20 protein-coding genes are annotated in these 19,066 nt (G+C 37.7%); 15 read left to right on the top strand and 5 right to left on the bottom strand.

The window, feature by feature from the left end; genetic code table 11:
• Nucleotides 1-67: 67 nt before the first annotated feature.
• The 3 genes from rplT to MKY07_RS13760 all read left to right on the top strand — a co-directional run bounded on the left by rplT (nucleotide 68) and on the right by MKY07_RS13760 (nucleotide 1,476).
• Nucleotides 68-427 (top strand): 50S ribosomal protein L20, encoded by a 360-nt coding sequence (gene rplT / locus MKY07_RS13770; RefSeq protein ID WP_008407725.1) that lies wholly within the window; start codon nucleotides 68-70, stop codon nucleotides 425-427.
• Nucleotides 428-496: 69 nt separating this feature from the next.
• Entirely contained in the window at nucleotides 497-757 is a 261-nt protein-coding gene (locus tag MKY07_RS13765) for a DUF1294 domain-containing protein (protein ID WP_008407723.1), read from the top strand.
• Between the two features lie 128 nt (nucleotides 758-885).
• Nucleotides 886-1,476 (top strand): peroxidase-related enzyme, encoded by a 591-nt coding sequence (locus MKY07_RS13760; protein ID WP_008407721.1) that lies wholly within the window; start codon nucleotides 886-888, stop codon nucleotides 1,474-1,476.
• 38 nt (nucleotides 1,477-1,514) lie between these two features.
• On the opposite strand, the gene MKY07_RS13755 is transcribed toward MKY07_RS13760, so the two are convergent.
• From MKY07_RS13755 to MKY07_RS13745, 3 genes are all read right to left on the bottom strand, one after another.
• The gene (locus tag MKY07_RS13755; RefSeq protein WP_339262703.1) at nucleotides 1,515-2,567 is read right to left on the bottom strand and encodes an ABC transporter permease; all 1,053 of its coding nucleotides are present in this window, start codon (nucleotides 2,565-2,567) and stop codon (nucleotides 1,515-1,517) included.
• A 2-nt stretch (nucleotides 2,568-2,569) separates the two neighbouring features.
• Entirely contained in the window at nucleotides 2,570-3,247 is a 678-nt protein-coding gene (locus MKY07_RS13750; RefSeq protein ID WP_014823139.1) for an ABC transporter ATP-binding protein, read from the bottom strand.
• Between the two features lie 92 nt (nucleotides 3,248-3,339).
• Nucleotides 3,340-3,720: a hypothetical protein gene (locus MKY07_RS13745; protein WP_008407719.1), complete on the bottom strand. Its 381-nt coding sequence runs from the start codon at nucleotides 3,718-3,720 to the stop codon at nucleotides 3,340-3,342.
• 90 nt (nucleotides 3,721-3,810) lie between these two features.
• On the opposite strand from MKY07_RS13745, the gene MKY07_RS13740 reads away from it, so the two are divergent.
• The 5 genes from MKY07_RS13740 (at nucleotide 3,811) to MKY07_RS13720 (ending at nucleotide 9,865) form a co-directional block, all read left to right on the top strand.
• Nucleotides 3,811-4,293: a dUTP diphosphatase gene (locus MKY07_RS13740; protein ID WP_339262700.1), complete on the top strand. Its 483-nt coding sequence runs from the start codon at nucleotides 3,811-3,813 to the stop codon at nucleotides 4,291-4,293.
• 84 nt (nucleotides 4,294-4,377) lie between these two features.
• Complete coding sequence (locus MKY07_RS13735; RefSeq protein WP_339262699.1) at nucleotides 4,378-5,466, top strand: M42 family metallopeptidase; 1,089 nt, start codon at nucleotides 4,378-4,380, stop codon at nucleotides 5,464-5,466.
• A gap of 558 nt (nucleotides 5,467-6,024) precedes the next feature.
• Nucleotides 6,025-7,629, top strand: coding sequence for a spore germination protein (locus tag MKY07_RS13730; protein WP_339262697.1), 1,605 nt, complete (start codon nucleotides 6,025-6,027; stop codon nucleotides 7,627-7,629).
• Nucleotides 7,629-8,738, top strand: coding sequence for a GerAB/ArcD/ProY family transporter (locus MKY07_RS13725; protein WP_339262695.1), 1,110 nt, complete (start codon nucleotides 7,629-7,631; stop codon nucleotides 8,736-8,738). Before MKY07_RS13730 ends, MKY07_RS13725 begins: the two co-directional genes overlap by 1 nt.
• On the top strand, nucleotides 8,735-9,865 hold the full coding sequence (locus tag MKY07_RS13720; protein ID WP_339262693.1) for a Ger(x)C family spore germination protein: 1,131 nt from the start codon (nucleotides 8,735-8,737) through the stop codon (nucleotides 9,863-9,865). Before MKY07_RS13725 ends, MKY07_RS13720 begins: the two co-directional genes overlap by 4 nt.
• 195 nt (nucleotides 9,866-10,060) lie before the next feature.
• Here the strand turns inward: MKY07_RS13720 and MKY07_RS13715 are convergent, their stop codons facing one another.
• Nucleotides 10,061-10,513, bottom strand: coding sequence for an SRPBCC domain-containing protein (locus MKY07_RS13715; RefSeq protein WP_008407707.1), 453 nt, complete (start codon nucleotides 10,511-10,513; stop codon nucleotides 10,061-10,063).
• Between the two features lie 274 nt (nucleotides 10,514-10,787).
• Here MKY07_RS13715 and argF point away from each other — a divergent pair, with 274 nt between their 5' ends.
• Complete coding sequence (gene argF, locus MKY07_RS13710; protein WP_339264656.1) at nucleotides 10,788-11,753, top strand: ornithine carbamoyltransferase; 966 nt, start codon at nucleotides 10,788-10,790, stop codon at nucleotides 11,751-11,753.
• Between the two features lie 269 nt (nucleotides 11,754-12,022).
• On the opposite strand, the gene sspI is transcribed toward argF, so the two are convergent.
• Nucleotides 12,023-12,232, bottom strand: coding sequence for a small acid-soluble spore protein SspI (gene sspI / locus MKY07_RS13705; RefSeq protein ID WP_008407703.1), 210 nt, complete (start codon nucleotides 12,230-12,232; stop codon nucleotides 12,023-12,025).
• Nucleotides 12,233-12,355: 123 nt separating this feature from the next.
• Here sspI and MKY07_RS13700 point away from each other — a divergent pair, with 123 nt between their 5' ends.
• The 6 genes from MKY07_RS13700 (at nucleotide 12,356) to pheS (ending at nucleotide 19,062) form a co-directional block, all read left to right on the top strand.
• Nucleotides 12,356-13,117 carry an RNA methyltransferase gene (locus MKY07_RS13700; protein WP_014823147.1) on the top strand — a complete coding sequence of 254 codons (762 nt, stop codon included), beginning with the start codon at nucleotides 12,356-12,358 and terminating at the stop codon, nucleotides 13,115-13,117.
• 602 nt (nucleotides 13,118-13,719) lie between these two features.
• Complete coding sequence (qoxA, locus tag MKY07_RS13695) at nucleotides 13,720-14,607, top strand: cytochrome aa3 quinol oxidase subunit II (RefSeq protein ID WP_008407700.1); 888 nt, start codon at nucleotides 13,720-13,722, stop codon at nucleotides 14,605-14,607.
• Between the two features lie 37 nt (nucleotides 14,608-14,644).
• Nucleotides 14,645-16,609: a cytochrome aa3 quinol oxidase subunit I gene (qoxB, locus tag MKY07_RS13690; protein WP_014823148.1), complete on the top strand. Its 1,965-nt coding sequence runs from the start codon at nucleotides 14,645-14,647 to the stop codon at nucleotides 16,607-16,609.
• Nucleotides 16,609-17,208 carry a cytochrome aa3 quinol oxidase subunit III gene (gene qoxC, locus MKY07_RS13685; RefSeq protein ID WP_014823149.1) on the top strand — a complete coding sequence of 200 codons (600 nt, stop codon included), beginning with the start codon at nucleotides 16,609-16,611 and terminating at the stop codon, nucleotides 17,206-17,208. The genes qoxB and qoxC overlap by 1 nt, the downstream gene beginning before the upstream one ends.
• A 3-nt stretch (nucleotides 17,209-17,211) precedes the next feature.
• Nucleotides 17,212-17,493 (top strand): cytochrome aa3 quinol oxidase subunit IV, encoded by a 282-nt coding sequence (gene qoxD / locus MKY07_RS13680; RefSeq protein ID WP_065215530.1) that lies wholly within the window; start codon nucleotides 17,212-17,214, stop codon nucleotides 17,491-17,493.
• Nucleotides 17,494-18,024: 531 nt separating this feature from the next.
• Complete coding sequence (pheS, locus tag MKY07_RS13675) at nucleotides 18,025-19,062, top strand: phenylalanine--tRNA ligase subunit alpha (RefSeq protein ID WP_014823150.1); 1,038 nt, start codon at nucleotides 18,025-18,027, stop codon at nucleotides 19,060-19,062.
• The last annotated feature ends 4 nt before the right edge of the window (nucleotides 19,063-19,066 follow it).

The following is a 19,066-nucleotide window of genomic DNA, read 5'->3' as shown; positions in this document are numbered from 1 at the left end:
GTTTAAAAGATTATTAATAACAAAAATAAAAATTAGCATTCGAAAGAATTAGCAGGAGGTAATTACTATGCCACGCGTAAAAGGCGGAACAGTAACACGCGCTCGTCGCAAAAAAGTTTTAAAATTAGCTAAAGGTTACTATGGTTCAAAACACACGTTATACAAAGTAGCTAACCAAGCAGTAATGAAATCAGGTCAATATGCATACCGTGACCGTCGTCAAAAGAAACGTGATTTCCGTAAATTATGGATCACTCGTATCAATGCAGCTGCTCGCATGAACGGTTTATCTTACTCTCGTTTAATGCACGGCTTAAAAGTAGCAGGTATCGAAGTTAACCGTAAAATGTTAGCTGACTTAGCTGTAACAGATAGCACAGCATTCGCTCAATTAGCTGAAGAAGCTAAAAAAGCAGTAGCTAAATAATTTTAGTATACAATAAAGGCTGATAGGGATTTGCTCCTTATCAGTCTTTTTTTGACTAGGGGGATTCAGATGGGATTAGCAGCAGTTTCATATGTCGCAGTTGTTTCACTCGTACTATGCGTATATATGTACATAGATAAAGAACGCGCTAAAAAGAAGGAATGGCGTATTTCCGAAAGAACACTATTAACATTAGGGGTACTCGGTGGCGCACTTGGCGGTGTTTTAGGGATGTACTTATTTCGTCATAAAACGAAGCATAACCAATTTGCATTTGGCTTTCCTTTACTTGGGGCAATTCATATATTTATACTAGTTCAGCTATTTTAATATGATCTTGGAGCATAGACTAAATTTGTCTGTGCTTTTTTTATGCATTGAAAAAGATTATTCATTTGTTAGATTAGTAGTTGTAATTTATAATAAATTCAGTAAATTCGAAAGCGGGGAGTAATGAAATGAGTAAATACGAAGAGCAATTATCTTATTTACAGAAGCCAAATGAAGAGGAAATACCGGAAGATATACAGCAACTTTTCGATCAACATGTTGAAAAGCAGCAGGAGCAAAATGGGTTTGTAAATAATTTATTTAAAATTCTTCCATTGAATGCGCTGCAGTATAAAGGATTTTTGGAATTTAAATATTCTCTGTTCAATGAAGAAACAACGTATTTATCATTAGCAGACAAGGAAATGATCGGGCTTGTCGTCTCTTCGACAAATAATTGCAGCTATTGCCTTACTTCACATAGTGATGTCCTTCGGGGGCTAACAAAAAATCCGGGATGGGTTGACCAGTTAACATACAATTACCGCTCCGCAAAACTTACGGAAAAGCAGCGTGCGTTATGTGATTATGCCTACCGTGTAACAAGGTATCCAAATGAAATAACGACAAAAGAAGTTGATTTACTACGTGAAGCGGGTTTTAATGACCATGAAATTTTGGAAGCCGCATATGTTGCCGGATTCTTCAATTATACTAACCGCTGGGTAAGTACGATTGGAGCAGTTGCAAATCCCGGGCATTACGGACATAATCGGTAAACCGGATGCTGCAGTAAAATGCAGCATCCGGTTCTGTTTTAACTAATAAATAATAGGAGCATCATGACAATGCCAAGTGGAGGAAATAGTCGATATTTTAAACGAGTTTTTGCCTGAAGCCACTCGTTTTCCTGAACTGACATTAGTTGAAAAAAAGGAGCTTGCTTAATTTCGTTTAGAATAGAACTAAGGGCAACGTTTAAACCGATAAAAGAAAATATGAGGACGATCGCTTTTGCCCATATAGGAAGAACGAAGAGAAGGGCAATGACAAGGACAATGAGCTGGACCGGAGATTTCAAGTAATTCAGTTTCCTCAATAATGTTTTGTAAATTAAATTATCGATACGATGGGTACTTAATATTTTATTTTTCGCAAGTAAAATAAGCGGCTGTTTTGTCTTCGCTGGCATATAATAACGCATTTCCAAGCTAAATTGATACAGGTGCTTCATCCACCGGTAAAAGGCTTCGTATTCCCAGCGGGTTTCGAGTGTCCAGTAACGATTGCTTAGTACGGTATTTAATAAAAGTAAGTGAGCAGCAAGAAGCAATAGGGAAAATATCCAAAATGGTAAAATGGCAAGGTTAAATATAATGAGTGCATGAATAATAAATATTAACGGCCATTTTGTAAACCACTTTTGACATTTATACTGTATAAATATATGGAGTACGCTTATTATATTCAAAGCGAAAAGTACTTCCCAAAATGGTAGTACAAGAAAAGGTGAAGCGAGCAATAATAGTATAATAAGAACAAAGTTAAAAAATATAAATGAATAACTATAACCAAATAGTTTAATCTGATGAAATTTCCTTCCTTGCTGCTTATAAAATAGCAAATCAGCATCGTATACAAAGAGACGTATGGATGATTTTACTAGGAAAAAGCTTAATCCAAATAATAGAGTGAGAAAGAAATTTTGTTGAAGCTCGATTACCTGAAAATTAACAGCGAAATCGCGATATAAGAAAAAGCCGATAATGATACTAGGTACTACAAGGTATAGAATGACTGTCCAATCTGTGATTGATTTAATAAGGTTAAAATTAAATTGATATGAGCGATAAAGGCGTTTTGAAAACATAGTTATAACCTGCCTTGAAATTCATAAAAGATATCTAGTAAAGAAATAGGTAGTCCAATCATTTGCTGAAGTTCGCTCAATGATCCTTTAGCCTGGATTTTACCTTCGTGGAGGAGAATGTAATGATCACATAGCATTTCAGCCATTTCTAATTGGTGTGTGCAAAGTAAAAAAGCGGCACCTTGTTGTTTGCGTTCTTCGATTAAAACGAGCAGTTCCCGCATAGCTCGCGGATCAAGTCCCATGAAGGGTTCATCCAATATGTAAAGTGGTCTTTCACCTAAAAATGCCAATACAAGCATAACTTTTTGCTGCATCCCTTTTGAAAAGTATATCGGCAAATCATCCAGTCGCTGGTCAATTTGAAAGAGTGTGAGTAACTGCTCTGCTTTATCCCAAAGTGTTTTGTCTTTATATTCATCGATTAAAAATTGAAGGTGCTCACGCAGTGTAAAATGTTCGTATAATAATGGCCGTTCAGGTACATAACCGTAGGAGGGGATGGTGATTGTCCCTTCAAAATAAGGAATAACACCAAGCATTGATTGAATTGTAGTACTTTTACCGGCACCGTTTCCCCCAATTAAACCAGTAATAGTTCCAGGCTGCATTGAAAAATCAATTTGCTCAATGCTTGATTGATTTGCAATATAACCTGCTTTCTTAATATTAATTTCCATAATATTTCACCTCATCCATTTATACGGATATATATGAAAAAGGTTTCAAACATAAAAGCGAACCGTACAATCATACGGTTCGCTGTCCTCAGTTAGTCTTTCATCAGTTTTTCTATCGGATTTTTCCAGTTAATCGAGGCGTTTGGATAATTCATGAGAATCTCGTTTTCCAAATACATAAAATCCTCTTTCGTAAACCCTTGAAGTTTCATCGCATCATGGACAAAGACGAAAATACTTACGACTTCAAATGCATTGTCTGTCGTACCTAAATATTTTTCTCCTTCAAATAATGCCCCCTTATACGATATGAAAAAGTTTTTCCGAATGTTTTTCACATCATCATAAAAATAATATTGTCCATTTTCATAGGCCTCATCCAATTTACGCTTTGGGTCGATTAAGTAGCGTACCCCTCTGTAAAATATGTAAATGATGAGAAGGATGATGGCAATTCGTAACAATAAAGCCATGAAACTTCCTCCTTGCTTACGGTGATTCCCTCCTATACGATTGAGTAGTATAAAAAGTTTCATTTTATTTTGAAAAAGAGGGATGTTTTAATGCAATTTCGTCAATTATTTGAAAAGCAACGGCAGCTAGACCGATTTATTGAAGAAAACCAACAAGTACAAAAAGATGTATTTGCCGAAAAAGGCCTCGCATTATTAGTTGAGCTAAGTGAATTGGCCAATGAAACACGCTGTTTCAAGTTCTGGTCAACGAAGGGGCCATCAAAAAGAGCTGTTCTTTTGGAGGAGTATGTCGACTCGGTCCACTTTATGCTCTCACTAGGAAATATGCGCGGTTTTCTGCTAGAAGAATGGCCCTTTTTAAAGGTTAAGCAAGAGTTAACAGAAACCTTCCTGAATGCGACACAGACTATCCTGACCTTTCTGCAGCACCAAACAGAAGAAAATTACAGGGCGATGTGGGAACAATACAGCATAATTGCCTACAACCTGGATTTTTCAATTGATGATGTTTTGCATGCATATGAATTAAAAAATAAGAAAAATTATGAACGACAACGAAATGGCTATTAATTTACATAATGCCGAGAAACTATTTCACATTTCGAAATATTGTCGCTATAATAAAGATGAGTAATTATTAGGGGGAAAACCGACATGACAAAGCTTGATGCAACATTACAAATGTTCAAAGATTTAACAGATGCAAACGGTATACCAGGAAATGAACGTGCACCACGTGAGGTGATGAAAAAGTATATCGCACCTTATGCAGATGAGGTGGAAACAGATAACTTAGGAAGTTTAATCGCAAAAAAAGTAGGCGATGAAAACGGTCCGAAAATTATGGTTGCGGGTCACTTGGATGAAGTTGGTTTCATGGTTACACGCATCGATGATAAAGGGTTTGTCTTCTTCCAGACAGTAGGCGGCTGGTGGAGCCAAGTAATGCTTGCCCAACGTGTGACAATTACAACACGTAAAGGGGAAGAAATTATTGGTGTGATCGGATCAAAGCCACCACATATTTTACCGGCAGATGTTCGAAACAAAGTAGTCGATATTAAATCTATGTTCGTTGATATCGGTGCCGCATCAAAAGAAGAAGCTATGGAGTGGGGCGTACGTCCAGGCGATATGATTACACCATATTTCGAATTCAATGTAATGAAAAATGAAAAGCATCTATTAGCGAAAGCATGGGATAACCGTATTGGCTGTGCGATTGCGATTGATGTACTGAAAGCATTAAAAGATGAAAAGCATCCGAACATTGTGTATGGTGTCGGGAATGTACAGGAAGAAATCGGCCTTCGCGGTGCGAAAACTTCTACATTTAAAGTACAGCCGGATATCGGTTTTTCTGTAGATGTTGGTGTTGCTGGCGATACGCCGGGCGTGACACCGAAAGAATCGATTTCAAAAATGGGCGCAGGTCCACAAATTGTCGTATATGATGCATCAATGGTATCTCATACAGGTTTACGTGAATTTGTCCTTGATGTAGCTGAAGAAGCGGGCATTCCATACCAGTTCGAAGCAATGGCTGGCGGCGGTACGGATGCAGGAAGTATTCACATTACAGCAAACGGTGTACCATCATTGGCAATCGGTGTTGCAACACGCTATATTCACTCACATGCAGGAATCTTACATCGTGATGATTATGATAATGCGGTTAAATTAATTGTAGAGGTAATTAAACGATTAGACCGTGACACAGTAAATAAAATTACATTCGAATAATACTATAAAAACTTTGGATAGAACCAACGGGGAATTTACGGTTTAAATAGTGAACTAGGTAAAAAAGGGGCTGGGACAAAACCCGCCTTAAAATCAAAAGCCGTTCAAATTTTACGAAAGTAAAATTTGAACGGCTTTATTTTGTGTCTACGGCTGCCATTTTGGGATTCTTGAAAGCTAATTTGGGTTTCACGCGGTTTTCGGTTCGGGATAATCGAAGGTTAATAATGAAATCGGATTAGCATTAATGGCCAAAAATTTAAGTAAATATGCGGTGAGGGGTTAACTCTTCATCCAATCTTCTCAAATAATAAAACAAAAAGGGAAATTGCACTGTGCAATTTCCCTTTTTGCCTTAACCGATACTAATTATGTCCCAGTCTCTTTTTATTTTGAAATAAACATTCATTTCATTACCCTCCTTTTAATTCCTACTACCAAATTTATTCCTTTATGAATATTTACCTAGAATCTGGCAATAATGAATTCATTAATTGGAAACTGTTGAAAGATAGGTGTTCAAAAAATATAATCTTAAGACAAAAATGGGGGAATGTTATGTTTTTTGGAAAAAAGAATAAGAAATCATCACTCAACAAACAAACGGGAGATATAACATCGCCTTTCAATAATAATATGGACGAAAAGCAATCTGTTCAACAAAAGGGTAAAGTAACTCCCAAAACGGAAAATCTGAAACCCATTTCCGATTCTACGGAAGTCTTTATAAAAGAAGTAAAAGATCAGCTTCATTCTCCGGCCGATTTGATAATTCGAAACATGACAGAATCCATTACTATCATTTATATCGATAATTTAGTAAAAGAAGAAATATTGAACGGAAAAATATTACCTGTCCTGCAGGATATTCAAAATGCCACACCTGACAGTATCCATAGTCAGTTGCCCCTCCCTCAAGTAAATGTGGAGGATAGGTTAAATGAGTGTATTAAAACCATGTTAACAGGGGCTGTGATCATTCATGTGGCAGGATATGCAATGGTTACTATGGTCATCATTCCGGCAAGAGAATCGCGCGGTTTGTCTGCACCCGAAAATGAATCTCAAGTAATCGGATCACAAGTTGGGTTTAATGAAAGTCTATCCACAAATATATCGCTTGTTCGACGGTTTATTTTGAGCCCTGATCTTAGTAATGAACAACTGAAAGTCGGGAATCAGACCAATACATCGCTCTCCATACTTTATATAGATGGCGTTGCTTCAGAACAAAATGTAAATACTGTTCGACAAAGAATTCAAACTCTTGATATTGAAGATCTGATCGATAGTGCGGAACTTGCCGAGTTAATTGATGACAGCTCTCTGTCCATTTTTCCGCAAATGTTATTAACGGAGCGCCCTGACCGGTTTTGTGATGGTTTATTGAGCGGGAAAATAGGCGTTCTTGTTGATGGCAGTTCAATGGGGATACTTTGTCCTTACGCATTTATTGAGTTTTTCCAGAGTAGGGAAGATAGGAACTTGCGGTGGCCGATAGCTACCTTTGTCAGATGGTTAAGATTCGTAGCTATTTTTATCTCAATTTTTTTTACCCCACTGTATGTAGCTTCACTAACATTCCATTATGAAGTCATTCCTCAGCCGCTTTTAGTTCCGCTTAGCGAATCTAGAGCTAAAGTGCCGTTTCCGCCTATACTGGAGGCACTTTTCCTGGAATTGATTATGGAATTGCTTCGCGAGGCCGGAGCGCGCCTGCCTACCAAAATAGGCCAGACAATAGGAATTGTAGGGGGGGTTGTACTTGGTACAGCAGCGGTGCAGGCAGGGATAACGAGTAACATTCTCATTATTATTGTCGCATTGTGTGCTCTGTCTTCCTTTATAACTCCGAGTTATATGATGGGAAATGTAATTCGATTGCTGCGCTTTCCAATAATCATTTTAGCCGGGTTTTGGGGGTATTATGGTATAATGCTCGCTTTTTGTATTCTGGTGATTCATCTATTACGACAAACAAGTTTAGGGGCCCCTTATATGGCACCGTTTTATCCACCTAGACTTAAAGATTTGGGCGATAGCCTGGTTCGTCTGCCGTATCCGTTCATTGTACGAAAATCGCCAAACGCAAGAGTAGAGAATCCGGAATATTCCAAAGTGCGTGTAAATCTTAAAGGTGATAAAGAGAAGGGGGAAGAGTGATGGACAAGCTGCAAGTTAATCCTACTCAAACATTCAATGCACCGCTTCTCTTTTTCATCATCTGTTCCACCCAGATTGGTGTAGGAATTCACGGGTTTCAAAGCATCATCTATAGAGATGCAAAACAGGATGCGTGGATTTCTATCATTATCAGTTTCATAGCAGCGCATATAGTCGTTTATATTATCTTTAAAGTTCTGGAATTGTATGAATCAAATGATATTTACGGGGTGAATATAAATTTATTTGGTAAATACTTAGGCAATTTAATTAATTTAACTTATATTGTTTATTGCGGCTTGGCCTATTTCGCGATTATCAAAAATTATTCAGATGTAATAAATACATGGGTATTCCCAAGTTTAAGTGCTTCGTTTATTACAATTACTCTGCTTATCACTGTGAGCTATGCTTTCACGGGAGGATTACGGGTAATAATAGGAGTTTGTTTTTTTAGCTTTTTTCTTAGTCTCTGGATTTTAGTTGTACTGTTATTTCCAATTGAATATTCAAATATAAATTACTTGCTGCCAGTATTGAATAATGATTTTAAAAGTCTATTAAAAGGGGCGTATTCGATGACGCTCACCATTGTAGGTTTTGAAATAATTAATACGATCTATCCCTATGTCAAAGAAAAGAATAAGGCCCAAAAATATGTACATTTAGGATTGATGTGTACATTGGCTATTTATTTATTTGTTATGCTCGTAACATTAACTTTTTTCAGTGGGGAACAGCTCGAGAAATCGATCTGGGCAACATTATCTTTATTCAGCATTGTCCGCCTGCCTTTTCTTGAACGGATTGAACTTATCACTGTCTGTTACTGGATGATGATCATTTTGCCGAATCTTTGTTTTTTTGTATGGTCCGCCTATCGGGGTGTCAGTCGAATGATTAACATAACCGACAAGAAATTTGTTCTTATATTTTCCGTTTTAATATTTATAGGGTCGCTGATAGTGAAAACAAGGATTGAAGTTCATACATTCAACGACTATTTCGGGAATTATGCTTTTTATATTGTATTTATTTATCCTATCTTTATATATTTCATTGCTCTCCTGAACAAAAAAGTCTTTAAAAGAAAGGCTGGAAGGGAATGAAAGCGCTGATTATGTTAAGAATGCTAATTATGCTTTTTGTATGCACAATAGTTCTCGGGGGCTGTGCAGAAGAGAAAATTCTTGAAAGGATAAGTTTAACGACACTTCTGGGCTATGATATAGAAGAAGAGGATAATTTGTCCGTCACAGCCGTCATCCGTCAGATCAATCCGGAATTAGAGAGTAAAATTGAATTGCAGTCAGCCACTGCATCTACAAGTAAGGGAGCCCGTTCAAAAATGGATTTAAAAACATCCAAGGAAATTGGATCAGGACAATTGCGGGTTGTACTGTTCGGTGAGGAGCTGGCGAAATCAGGTTTAGATGATAATATCCATATTTTAAAAATGAATTCTGAAATCAGCAATGCAACATATTTGGCTACTGTAGATGGAGATTTGAAAACATTATTGGAATATAAATATGAAAATATATCGGATATTGGACAACATATATATCAATTAATTCAACATAACATTGAACAACAATACATTATTTCATCGACGCTACATGAAGTCAATAGAGATAAACTTTCTTTTTTGAATAGTTATGCAATGCCAATATTAAAAAGAGAAGAAGAAAATGTTGAAATTTCCGGCATTGCTTTTTTTAATACGGGAAAATTATCCGGAAATCTCCCTGCAGAAGAAGCTATATATATATTAATGGTTCAAGGTAATACTCATAAAGGAGCGTTGGAAATGAAAATACCAGTCACAGCGCTGGAGAAATCCCCCTCGGATTCTTCGAAAGAACTGCCGATAGCCATCGACTCTATTAATTCAAAACGGACTATTGAATTAGTTGATCCGGAAGTTCCAGAATTCAATTTAACGATTCAACTGGAGTGTCGACTATTGGAGGTTGATTCGGATATAAGCATGGATGGAAACGCAATGATTCATAAAGTCGAGAAGGAAATCAACAAGAAAATTGAAAGTGAAATTAAACGACTTATACAATATAGCCATGACATCAATACGGATATATTCCAGTTTGGAGAATATTATAAAGCACAGTACCGAAATGCGAATATCGATAAAGAGGAATGGTATGAAATGTTTTCAAAAATGAAAGTAAACGTTACCGTAAACACTACTATTATTCGGGATGGAGTATTTCAGTAAATTTTAGATCTTGAACGTCGTATTCTCAACTGTACTGTGACTACATTATTTATGGATGAAGTTTGTATTAGTGTATGCAGTGAATATGATGAGAAAATTGAGTGCATCGTATGTTGAAACCTGCTGTACACTCTCCAATACAATAAGCAAAAACCATTAATTTTCCGATTGTCAGGAAAGTTAATGGTTTTTTGTTTATTTTACATCATGTAGGGCAGTAAGCTTTGTTTCAATTGAGTTCGTTAAATCAGACGTCGCTTTAGGTACGAAACTTTCCAAAACAGGGTTGATCATCATCCCCATAAAACCGCCAGCAGATAAATCCAGGCTGCCTGTTACTTGAGCGGACTCGTTATTGCCGGTTGCAATGTTAAAGTAGCCGTTCCCATCAAAGTTGTCGGACAAACCTTTTATGTTAAATTTTACATCAGTCGGTTCAACAGAATCAGTTATATCTACTTGAAGAATAATCTTTTTTTTCGTGAACCCTAAATCTGCAAGTAAAGTCCAAGTGAACTGCGTATCATGTATTGCTTCGTGCTCGATATAACCTGGAATTAATGGAGCCCAATTATTATAGTTCTTTAGAAAATGCCATATTATCTCATTAGATAATGGTAATTCCACTGTGTGAATCGCGTGCGGCATAATGATTCCTCCTAAATCAGTGATAGAGTAAATTATTTCCAAAATGTACTGCTGTAAATAGTATGCTTAAAAATGAATTAGAATTCAATAAAAATCGGATATCTTCTCTAAAAAACATAAAATATATCCTTCAAGTGAATTATTTCATCGTTCATGAATAAGCCTAATTATTGTACAATTTTATTAATTTAAATAATTTATAATAATTCACTTGATTTTATATTTATTCATTTGTATAATAAAACCAACATAAAGCTCACAGAGGTGTGTAATGATGAAATTATTAGAAGAGGTGCAATTAAAGCCTGTTGAAAGTTTACAAGGAAAAGACTTATTAACATTGCTTGACTATACGAGTGAAGAAGTGAAGCAACTGCTTGAACTTGCTACACAGTTGAAAATAATTACAAAAGCGGGCAAATGTCCACGATTATTGGAAGGTAAGACACTTGGCATGATCTTTGAAAAAAGTTCAACGCGTACACGTGTATCATTTGAAGTAGGTATGCAGCAGCTTGGCGGATATGGAATGTATATGAATGCGCGCGATATGCAAATTGGCCGTGGTGAACCAATATCTGATACAGGAAGAGTATTGTCAGGTTATTTAGACGGAATCATGATCCGTGCCAACTCCCATAAGATGGTTGAAGAATTGGCTGATAACGCCTCGATTCCGGTCATTAATGGGTTAACGGACCTTGATCATCCATGTCAGGCATTAGCTGACCTTGAAACAATTGCCGAAAATAAAGGGGAATTGAAAGGATTAAAAATTGCTTATGTAGGTGATGGCAATAATGTAGCACATGCGCTTATCGCTGCAGCAGCACATGTTGGTATGCATGTAGCAGTTGCAACACCACCAGGATATGAATGTGATAAACGTTTTATTGAAAAAGCACAAATGATCGCTTCTCGTAACGGCAGTACTATTGTTGTAACAAATGACCCAGTGGCAGCTGTTACAGATGCAGATGCGGTTTACGCAGATGTATGGACATCCATGGGGCAGGAAGAAGAAACACTAAAGCGACTGAAGGATTTTGAAAAGTATCAAATCAATGATGAATTGGTTGCCCATGCAAAGCCGGATTATATGTTCCTTCATTGTTTACCGGCACATCGAGAGGAAGAAGTTGCGACGTCAGTTATTGACGGCCCAAATTCTTATATATTTGAGCAAGCAGAAAATCGCCTGCATGCCCAAAAAGCAGTTTTAGTATCTTTATTAGCGTAAAATCAGTAACAAGCATTTGGCATTGTACTACGGGTTGTAGTCGCCGCTGCGAACAATGCATTATTTATGGGCAGGAAGGGCAAATAAATAATGTAGTAGTCCAACATGAATAACAATGGGAGACGCTGTGACGATTCATGAAGTACTACAAGTGATGTCTGTATTCAAGATGGAATGCCCCATCACTACATAGAAAAAGCAATCCGGGAGACGCTGGATTGCTTTTTTGTATGGAATCATAATTGAATGATGGATGGTTATGCTTAATGTTAGCTGACAAACTGCTTTGCCAGTTTTTGCGAAAATTCGCTTCGCTCGCTTTCGCTTGCACCATTCCACCATTTTTCCAGAAATACACCAAGGCCTGGAAGTAAATGCTCCTCACCACGTGCAATGGCATCATTGACGATATCCTGAAATTCAGCGGCATCTGAGCCCGTTACATTGGCAGTAATTGCTTGTCTAATTTGAAAATCCATATGAAACCTCCTTTTCCCATACTTTGTTCAAAATAATAAACTTTATACATGGCATTGCGTTATGGATTACAAAATAATTGTGATAGAATATACAATCGAGTACGGAAAAAAGGACGGGAAATAATGAAAAGAATTGAATCGACACAAAATGCACTAGTGAAGCATTGGAAAAAGCTTGTTACACAACGTAAAGAGCGAGAAAAAACAGGAGAGTATATTGTAGAAGGCTTTCATTTAGTGGAAGAAGCGTTAAAGCATAAAGACCAAATCGTCCAGATTATTGTGCGTGATGGTGTTGATCTACCATTATTATGGGCAATAGATGAAGTAGTATTAGTCCATGTAAATGAGGCAGTATCAAAAGAAATTGCGGAAACTGAAAATTCCCAAGGGGTATTTGCCCATTGTAAGCAGCGCCAAATTTCCGAAGATGAACAATTTGATTGGAAAAAAGTACTGTTAGTCGATGCGGTTCAAGATCCGGGAAATATCGGCACGATGATCCGAACGGCAGATGCAGCAGGAATTGATGCAGTTGTGTTAGGGAAAGGTAGTGTCGATGCATTTAATCCAAAATCATTGCGTTCTGCACAAGGCTCTCATTTCCATATTCCTGTTGTACGTGGCGACTTGATGGAATGGGTAGAAAACCTGCAGGCTGACGGTATCCGTGTATTTGGCACTTCATTGGATGAATCGATTTCATACAAAAAAGTGGAACCGAGTGATTCATTTGCTTTAATTGTGGGTAATGAAGGAAGTGGTATCAATCCACAAATATTGGCAAAAACAGACCAAAACATCATCATTCCTATATTAGGCGGGGCAGAATCACTGAATGTTGCGGTGGCAACAGGAATTTTATTGTATGCATTTGTAAAATAAACAGGAAAACTTAAAGGTGGGATTTTGTAAGTAAGTACTTATAAAATCCTATTTCTTTTAAAATATTAGGTAAAAAGTGGAAATAAAACCCATAAAATGAAACGTATTGAGCTTTCTGATTAGTCCCAAAATATGAACTTTAACGAGTTCATAGAAATGTCATTTTTGAAATGAAGGTAACTTTTAGCTCGAAATCGCTTTATTTTACTGCGTTTGCCGTCATTATTTTAAAATATTAAAAAAGAATTGCTCGTAAATTGGGAGAAATAAGGGTTTTTTCCAATTTGATGTTTTGACACTTATTTGATGTTTAACTAAAATCTAAGTAGGTTAGACAGACGCCTTAAGTTATCACAATAAAAAAATAAAATAATGCTTTTTAAAATAGTGTGCAAACTGTTAATTATGGGATTCAATTTAAAGGTTCTAAATGGTGATGGATTGATGGTCTGACTATTTGCCACTATATGCATAGTGTAAATGGTAAAAAGTGAAAATATTCATTCGATGTCGCACTATCGTCATTATTTTATTTTCGCTCTCACATGAAAGCGCTTAAGCAAAATCTAACAAGCTTTATTTAATTGGAAAGGAGTCCAACTATGAAAGTAAATATGAAGGGAACATTACTCTCTTTCATGGGACTAGGTGCTATTCTTTTAGCAGGCTGTAACGATAAGTTAGCAGTTCTTGATCCTAAAGGTCCTCAAGCTCAAAGACAAGCCGATGACACAATGTTATTAATTTACTTAATGTCAGGGATTGTTTTAACAGTATTAGCAATTTTGGTGTTTATGTTATTTAAATACCGTGCATCAAAACAAAGTCCAGATTACGAGCCACCGCATATTCATGGCCACTGGCTTGTAGAAACATTTATGATTGGTATTCCTGTAATCATCGTTATTTTCTTATCATTTGTTTCAGTTAAGAGTAACTACATTGTTGAGAGTGTTCCTCAAGAATATGAGGATCAGGAACCTTTAGTTATTTATGCTTCATCATCTAACTGGAAATGGCACTTCAGCTATCCGGAACAAGATATTGAAACAGTAAACTACCTATACATTCCTGCTGGACGTGCAGTTGAATTTAAACTTTACTCTTATGGTCCAATTACAAGTTTCTGGATTCCGCAACTTGGCGGTCAGAAATATGCAATGGCAGACATGGTAACAACATTACACTTAGCTGCTGACAACCCAGGCGAATTCTGGGGACGTAACGCGAACTTCTCAGGTCGTGGTACTGCAGAAAACATTTTTGATGTAACAGCTTTAACTCAAACAGAATTTGATGAATGGGTAACAGAAGTTCATGAAACGGCTGCTCCATTAACAGAAGAGAAGTTTGATGAATTATTAGAGCCAGGTCATCTTGGTAAATCAACTTACACTGGTACACATCTAGAGTTCTCACCAGCTCCGGAACACAACCATGAATCTTCAGACGAAGAAAAAGAGGATGAAGAGGACCATTCTTCACACTAATTTTTGAAAGTAACAACTTTTCGAAAGGAGTACTACTATGTCGGAATTCTTTGCACAGTTTGCAGTTCCACACCCAAGCACATTAATTTATATCGCAATGGCTTCTATAGTTTTAGGGTCAATCGCGTTAGTAGCGATCGTTACTTATTTTAAATTGTGGGGCTACTTATGGCGTGAATGGATTACAACTGTTGACCATAAAAAAATCGGTATCATGTATTTAATCACTGCTTTAGTTATGCTTTTCCGCGGCGGTGTCGATGCCGTAATGATGCGTTTACAGCTAGCTATACCAGAAAACGGTTTCTTAGACGCTCAGCACTATAACGAAGTATTTACAACTCACGGAGTAGTCATGATTTTATTCATGGCAATGCCATTCATTACATTCTTCTTTAACTTTTTAGTACCTTTACAAATCGGGGCACGTGACGTTGCGTTCCCACGTTTGAACAACTTGGCATTCTGGTTATTCTTCATGGGTATGGGATTATTCAATATCTCATTCATCGTTGGGGGATCTCCTGATTCTGGATGGACTTCATATTTCCCATTAGCGGATAATGAATTCAGTACATCAGTTGGTACAAACTATTACATGCTGGCACTTCAAATTGCCGGTCTTGGCACGTTAATGACAGGTATTAACTTCATTACGACTATCATGAAAATGCGTGCTCCAGGCATGACATTATTTAAAATGCCAATGTTCACTTGGTCAGCACTTATTGCAAACTTAATTATCGTATTTGCGTTCCCAGTATTAACAGTAGCATTAGCTATGGGTACAATGGACCGTCTATGGGATACTAAATTCTTTGCTATCGGTGACGGTGGTATGGACATGCTTTGGGCCAACCTATTCTGGGTTTGGGGTCACCCTGAAGTATATATCTTAATCTTACCGGCATTCGGTATTTTCTCTGAAGTTATTTCGACATTCGCACGTCGTAACTTATATGGTTACACATCAATGGTTTGGTCAATGATCTTAATTTCAGTATTCTCGTTCGCTGTATGGACTCACCACTTCTTTACAATGGGTCAAGGTGCATTCACGAACTCGATCTTCTCGATCACAACAATGGCAATTGCGATCCCAACAGGGGTTAAAATTTTCAACTGGTTATTCACACTTTATAAAGGGAAAATTGTTGTTACAACACCAATGTTGTATGCATTACACTTCATTCCTTTATTCACATTAGGTGGTGTAACAGGGGTTATGCTTGCGATGTCAGCAGCGGACTACCAATACCACAACACAATGTTCTTAGTAGCTCACTTCCATAACGTAATCATCCCTGGTGTTGTTTACGCGATGTTAGCAGGTTTAACATTCTACTGGCCGAAAATGTTCGGTTTCATGTTAAATGAGCGTCTAGGTAAAGCAACTGTTTGGGTAATGTCAACAGGTTTCGTACTATCATTCATTCCAATGTATATCACTGGTTTAGATGGTCAAGCACGTCGTATGTACACATACTCTGACGCAGCTGGATTCAGTACATTAAACATGGTATCGTTTATCGGTGCCGGAATCATGTCTGTTTCATTCTTAATGCTAGTATGGAACATTTGGTACAGTTTCAAAAACTCTCCACGCGACATCGGTTCAGATCCATGGGATGCACGTGGTCTTGAGTGGGCGACACATACGCCAATTCCACACTATAACTTTGCAATTACTCCAGACGTAACTGATGCAACTTCAGAAGCATTCTGGGATTCTAAGAAAAACGGCGTTAAGTTATTCAAAGGTGAAATTAAAGATATTCACATGCCAAATAACTCAGGTCAAACATTTATCTTATCAGTATTCTTCTTCATCGGTGGTTTCGCTCTAGTATTCAGTATGTTTACTTTAGCTATCATCAGCTTAATCGGTATTTTAGCTTGTATGGGTTACCGTTCACTAGAAGACGACCATGGCTACCATATCCATAAAGAAGAAGTTGAGTTAATCGAGAAAAAATATGAAAAAGAAGGAGGTGCGAAATAATGGGTAAAGTTAATAACAATGTTCCATTGGAATATTCAACAGAGGAAAATAACCTGAAAATCTTCGGGTTCTGGACTTTCCTAGGTGCGGAAATTATGTTATTCGGTACATTATTCGCATCATACTTTGTTCTTTCGGGTCGTACAGGTGACGGTCCGACTGCAGCTGAGATTTTCGAAATTGGTCCAGTACTTGCAGAGACATTCATTCTTTTAACATCAAGTTTTACAATCGGTTTAGCTATTCATGCAATGCGTCTTGGCAGTAAAAAAGCGACATTGTCATTTATGGGTATTACATTATTACTTGGTGCAGCGTTCATTTCTGTAGAAATTTATGAATTTGTACACTATGTACATGTTGGCGCAGGTATTACTACTAGTGCCTTCACATCTGCTTTATTAACAACGTTAGGAACACACGGTCTTCACGTAACGTTTGGTTTATTCTGGGGAATCTTCATTATGATCCAAATTGCCAAACGCGGACTTAACTCAGTAACAGCAGGGAAAACATTTGTATTCTCACTATACTGGCACTTCCTGGATGTTGTTTGGATCTTCATCTTCAGTTTCATTTACTTGAAAGGAATGATGTAATCTATGGCTAAGTTCTTCCCAATGGGCCAAATTATGGGCTTCGTATTTTCACTGATTTTAACAGTGATTGCAATGCTTGTTTACTTCACAGATATGTCATTCACAACTGGAATGGTTATCCTTTTAGTGACAGCATTCATTCAAGCAGGTTTACAGTTTATTGTCTTCATGCACGCTGGTGAAACAAATGACAAGTGGGCTATCTACTCGAACATCGTATACGGAATCGGTTTAGTAGTATTGACTGTTTTAGGTTCTTTATTAATCCTTCTTTGGGATATGTAATGATGAAAAACGCTCCAGCTAGTTGATAAATGTACGAAAATACATTAAACTAGTTGGAGAATATATTACGAAATGCGTTGACCGGGAAGAGTAGGTATACACCATTTGTTTTAGGGAATGCAAGCCAATGACTGAAAGCTTGCTAACAAATTGTATAGTGAAGTTCACCCCGCGAGCAGCATCCGGGATCCACTTGTGGTGAAAGGATTGCCGGCTAGACATAGTCGTTAGCTCCAATGAAGTGATTGCTTTTTGCAATAACTAGGGTGGTACCGCGAAACTCGTCCTCGTCCCTTTCTTAGGGGGCGAGGATTTTTTATTTTCAAGAATGTTAATTATTGTTTCGGGAGTTTGAGTGCTTAGCAACTTGATGAAGTTGATTGAAGTGGAGGTTCGACTCCTGCGGAAATAGCGTGACGCATGAGACTACAGGCTCAGGCCACGCCCGCGGAAAGCGTAACCGTAACGGAAATCAACGTTTTCAAAGTAGAAACTTTGTTAGCGAAACTTATAAGGAGGAATTTTGTTAAAATGGAACAACAATTAAAGCAATTGGAACAAGAAGCATTAGCTAAAATTGCCGATGCAGCTGACTTAAAAGCATTAAATGACGTTCGTGTTGCGTACTTAGGTAAAAAAGGACCGATCACGGATTTATTAAAAGGAATGGGGAAACTTTCTGCAGAAGAACGTCCGAAAATGGGTGCCCTAGTTAACACTGTACGTGAAAATGTAACAGCTGAACTTGAGAAAAAGGTTGCTGTTTTAGAAGAAGCTGCAATTTTAGCGCAGCTTGAAAACGAGTCAATCGATGTGACGTTACCAGGTGCAAAAGTACGTGCAGGAAACCGTCACTTGTTAACACGTGTAATCGAAGAAATCGAAGACCTGTTTTTAGGTATGGGCTACGAAATCGTAGAAGGACCTGAAGTAGAAAAAGACTACTATAACTTTGAAGCAATGAACTTGCCTAAAGGTCACCCGGCCCGTGACATGCAGGATTCATTCTATATTTCAGAAGAAACATTATTGCGTACACATACTTCTCCAGTTCAGGCACGTACAATGGAAGCCAAAAAAGGCGAACCGATTCGTGTGATTTGCCCAGGTAAAGTATTCCGTCGTGACACAGATGATGCGACACACTCTCACCAATTCATGCAAATTGAAGGTCTTGTAATCGGGGAAAATATCCGCATGTCTGACCTAAAAGGAACTCTTGATGCATTGGCCAAGAAAATGTTTGGAGCAGAACGCGAAATCCGCCTTCGACCATCATTCTTCCCATTCACAGAGCCTTCTGTAGAAGTTGACGTATCTTGTCATAAATGTTCAGGTAAAGGCTGTAATGTATGTAAGCAAACTGGCTGGATTGAAATTTTAGGTGCTGGTATGGTACACCCGAACGTACTTGAAATGGCTGGCTACGATTCAACTAAGCTTTCAGGTTTCGCTTTCGGTATCGGTGCAGAACGTATCGCAATGTTAAAATACGGTGTGGATGATATTCGTCATTTCTATACAAATGACACACGCTTCTTATCACAATTCCACCAGGCAGAAGTGTAAGAAG

Origin of the sequence: Solibacillus sp. FSL W7-1472, from assembly GCF_037969775.1 — a bacterium.
Taxonomy (GTDB): domain Bacteria; phylum Bacillota; class Bacilli; order Bacillales_A; family Planococcaceae; genus Solibacillus; species Solibacillus silvestris.
Note: the sequence above shows the minus strand (reverse complement) of the source record. Positions and strands in the feature narration are given on the sequence as shown.

Excerpts from the sequence above, each read along its gene's own strand:
- rplT (WP_008407725.1), top strand. The coding sequence starts at position 68 with ATGCCACGCGTAAAAGGCGGAACAGTAACACGCGCTCGTCGCAAAAAA.
- MKY07_RS13765 (WP_008407723.1), top strand. The coding sequence starts at position 497 with ATGGGATTAGCAGCAGTTTCATATGTCGCAGTTGTTTCACTCGTACTA.
- MKY07_RS13760 (WP_008407721.1), top strand. The coding sequence starts at position 886 with ATGAGTAAATACGAAGAGCAATTATCTTATTTACAGAAGCCAAATGAA.
- MKY07_RS13755 (WP_339262703.1), bottom strand. The coding sequence starts at position 2,567 with ATGTTTTCAAAACGCCTTTATCGCTCATATCAATTTAATTTTAACCTT.
- MKY07_RS13750 (WP_014823139.1), bottom strand. The coding sequence starts at position 3,247 with ATGGAAATTAATATTAAGAAAGCAGGTTATATTGCAAATCAATCAAGC.
- MKY07_RS13745 (WP_008407719.1), bottom strand. The coding sequence starts at position 3,720 with ATGGCTTTATTGTTACGAATTGCCATCATCCTTCTCATCATTTACATA.
- MKY07_RS13740 (WP_339262700.1), top strand. The coding sequence starts at position 3,811 with ATGCAATTTCGTCAATTATTTGAAAAGCAACGGCAGCTAGACCGATTT.
- MKY07_RS13735 (WP_339262699.1), top strand. The coding sequence starts at position 4,378 with ATGACAAAGCTTGATGCAACATTACAAATGTTCAAAGATTTAACAGAT.
- MKY07_RS13730 (WP_339262697.1), top strand. The coding sequence starts at position 6,025 with ATGTTTTTTGGAAAAAAGAATAAGAAATCATCACTCAACAAACAAACG.
- MKY07_RS13725 (WP_339262695.1), top strand. The coding sequence starts at position 7,629 with ATGGACAAGCTGCAAGTTAATCCTACTCAAACATTCAATGCACCGCTT.
- MKY07_RS13720 (WP_339262693.1), top strand. The coding sequence starts at position 8,735 with ATGAAAGCGCTGATTATGTTAAGAATGCTAATTATGCTTTTTGTATGC.
- MKY07_RS13715 (WP_008407707.1), bottom strand. The coding sequence starts at position 10,513 with ATGCCGCACGCGATTCACACAGTGGAATTACCATTATCTAATGAGATA.
- argF (WP_339264656.1), top strand. The coding sequence starts at position 10,788 with ATGAAATTATTAGAAGAGGTGCAATTAAAGCCTGTTGAAAGTTTACAA.
- sspI (WP_008407703.1), bottom strand. The coding sequence starts at position 12,232 with ATGGATTTTCAAATTAGACAAGCAATTACTGCCAATGTAACGGGCTCA.
- MKY07_RS13700 (WP_014823147.1), top strand. The coding sequence starts at position 12,356 with ATGAAAAGAATTGAATCGACACAAAATGCACTAGTGAAGCATTGGAAA.
- qoxA (WP_008407700.1), top strand. The coding sequence starts at position 13,720 with ATGAAAGTAAATATGAAGGGAACATTACTCTCTTTCATGGGACTAGGT.
- qoxB (WP_014823148.1), top strand. The coding sequence starts at position 14,645 with ATGTCGGAATTCTTTGCACAGTTTGCAGTTCCACACCCAAGCACATTA.
- qoxC (WP_014823149.1), top strand. The coding sequence starts at position 16,609 with ATGGGTAAAGTTAATAACAATGTTCCATTGGAATATTCAACAGAGGAA.
- qoxD (WP_065215530.1), top strand. The coding sequence starts at position 17,212 with ATGGCTAAGTTCTTCCCAATGGGCCAAATTATGGGCTTCGTATTTTCA.
- pheS (WP_014823150.1), top strand. The coding sequence starts at position 18,025 with ATGGAACAACAATTAAAGCAATTGGAACAAGAAGCATTAGCTAAAATT.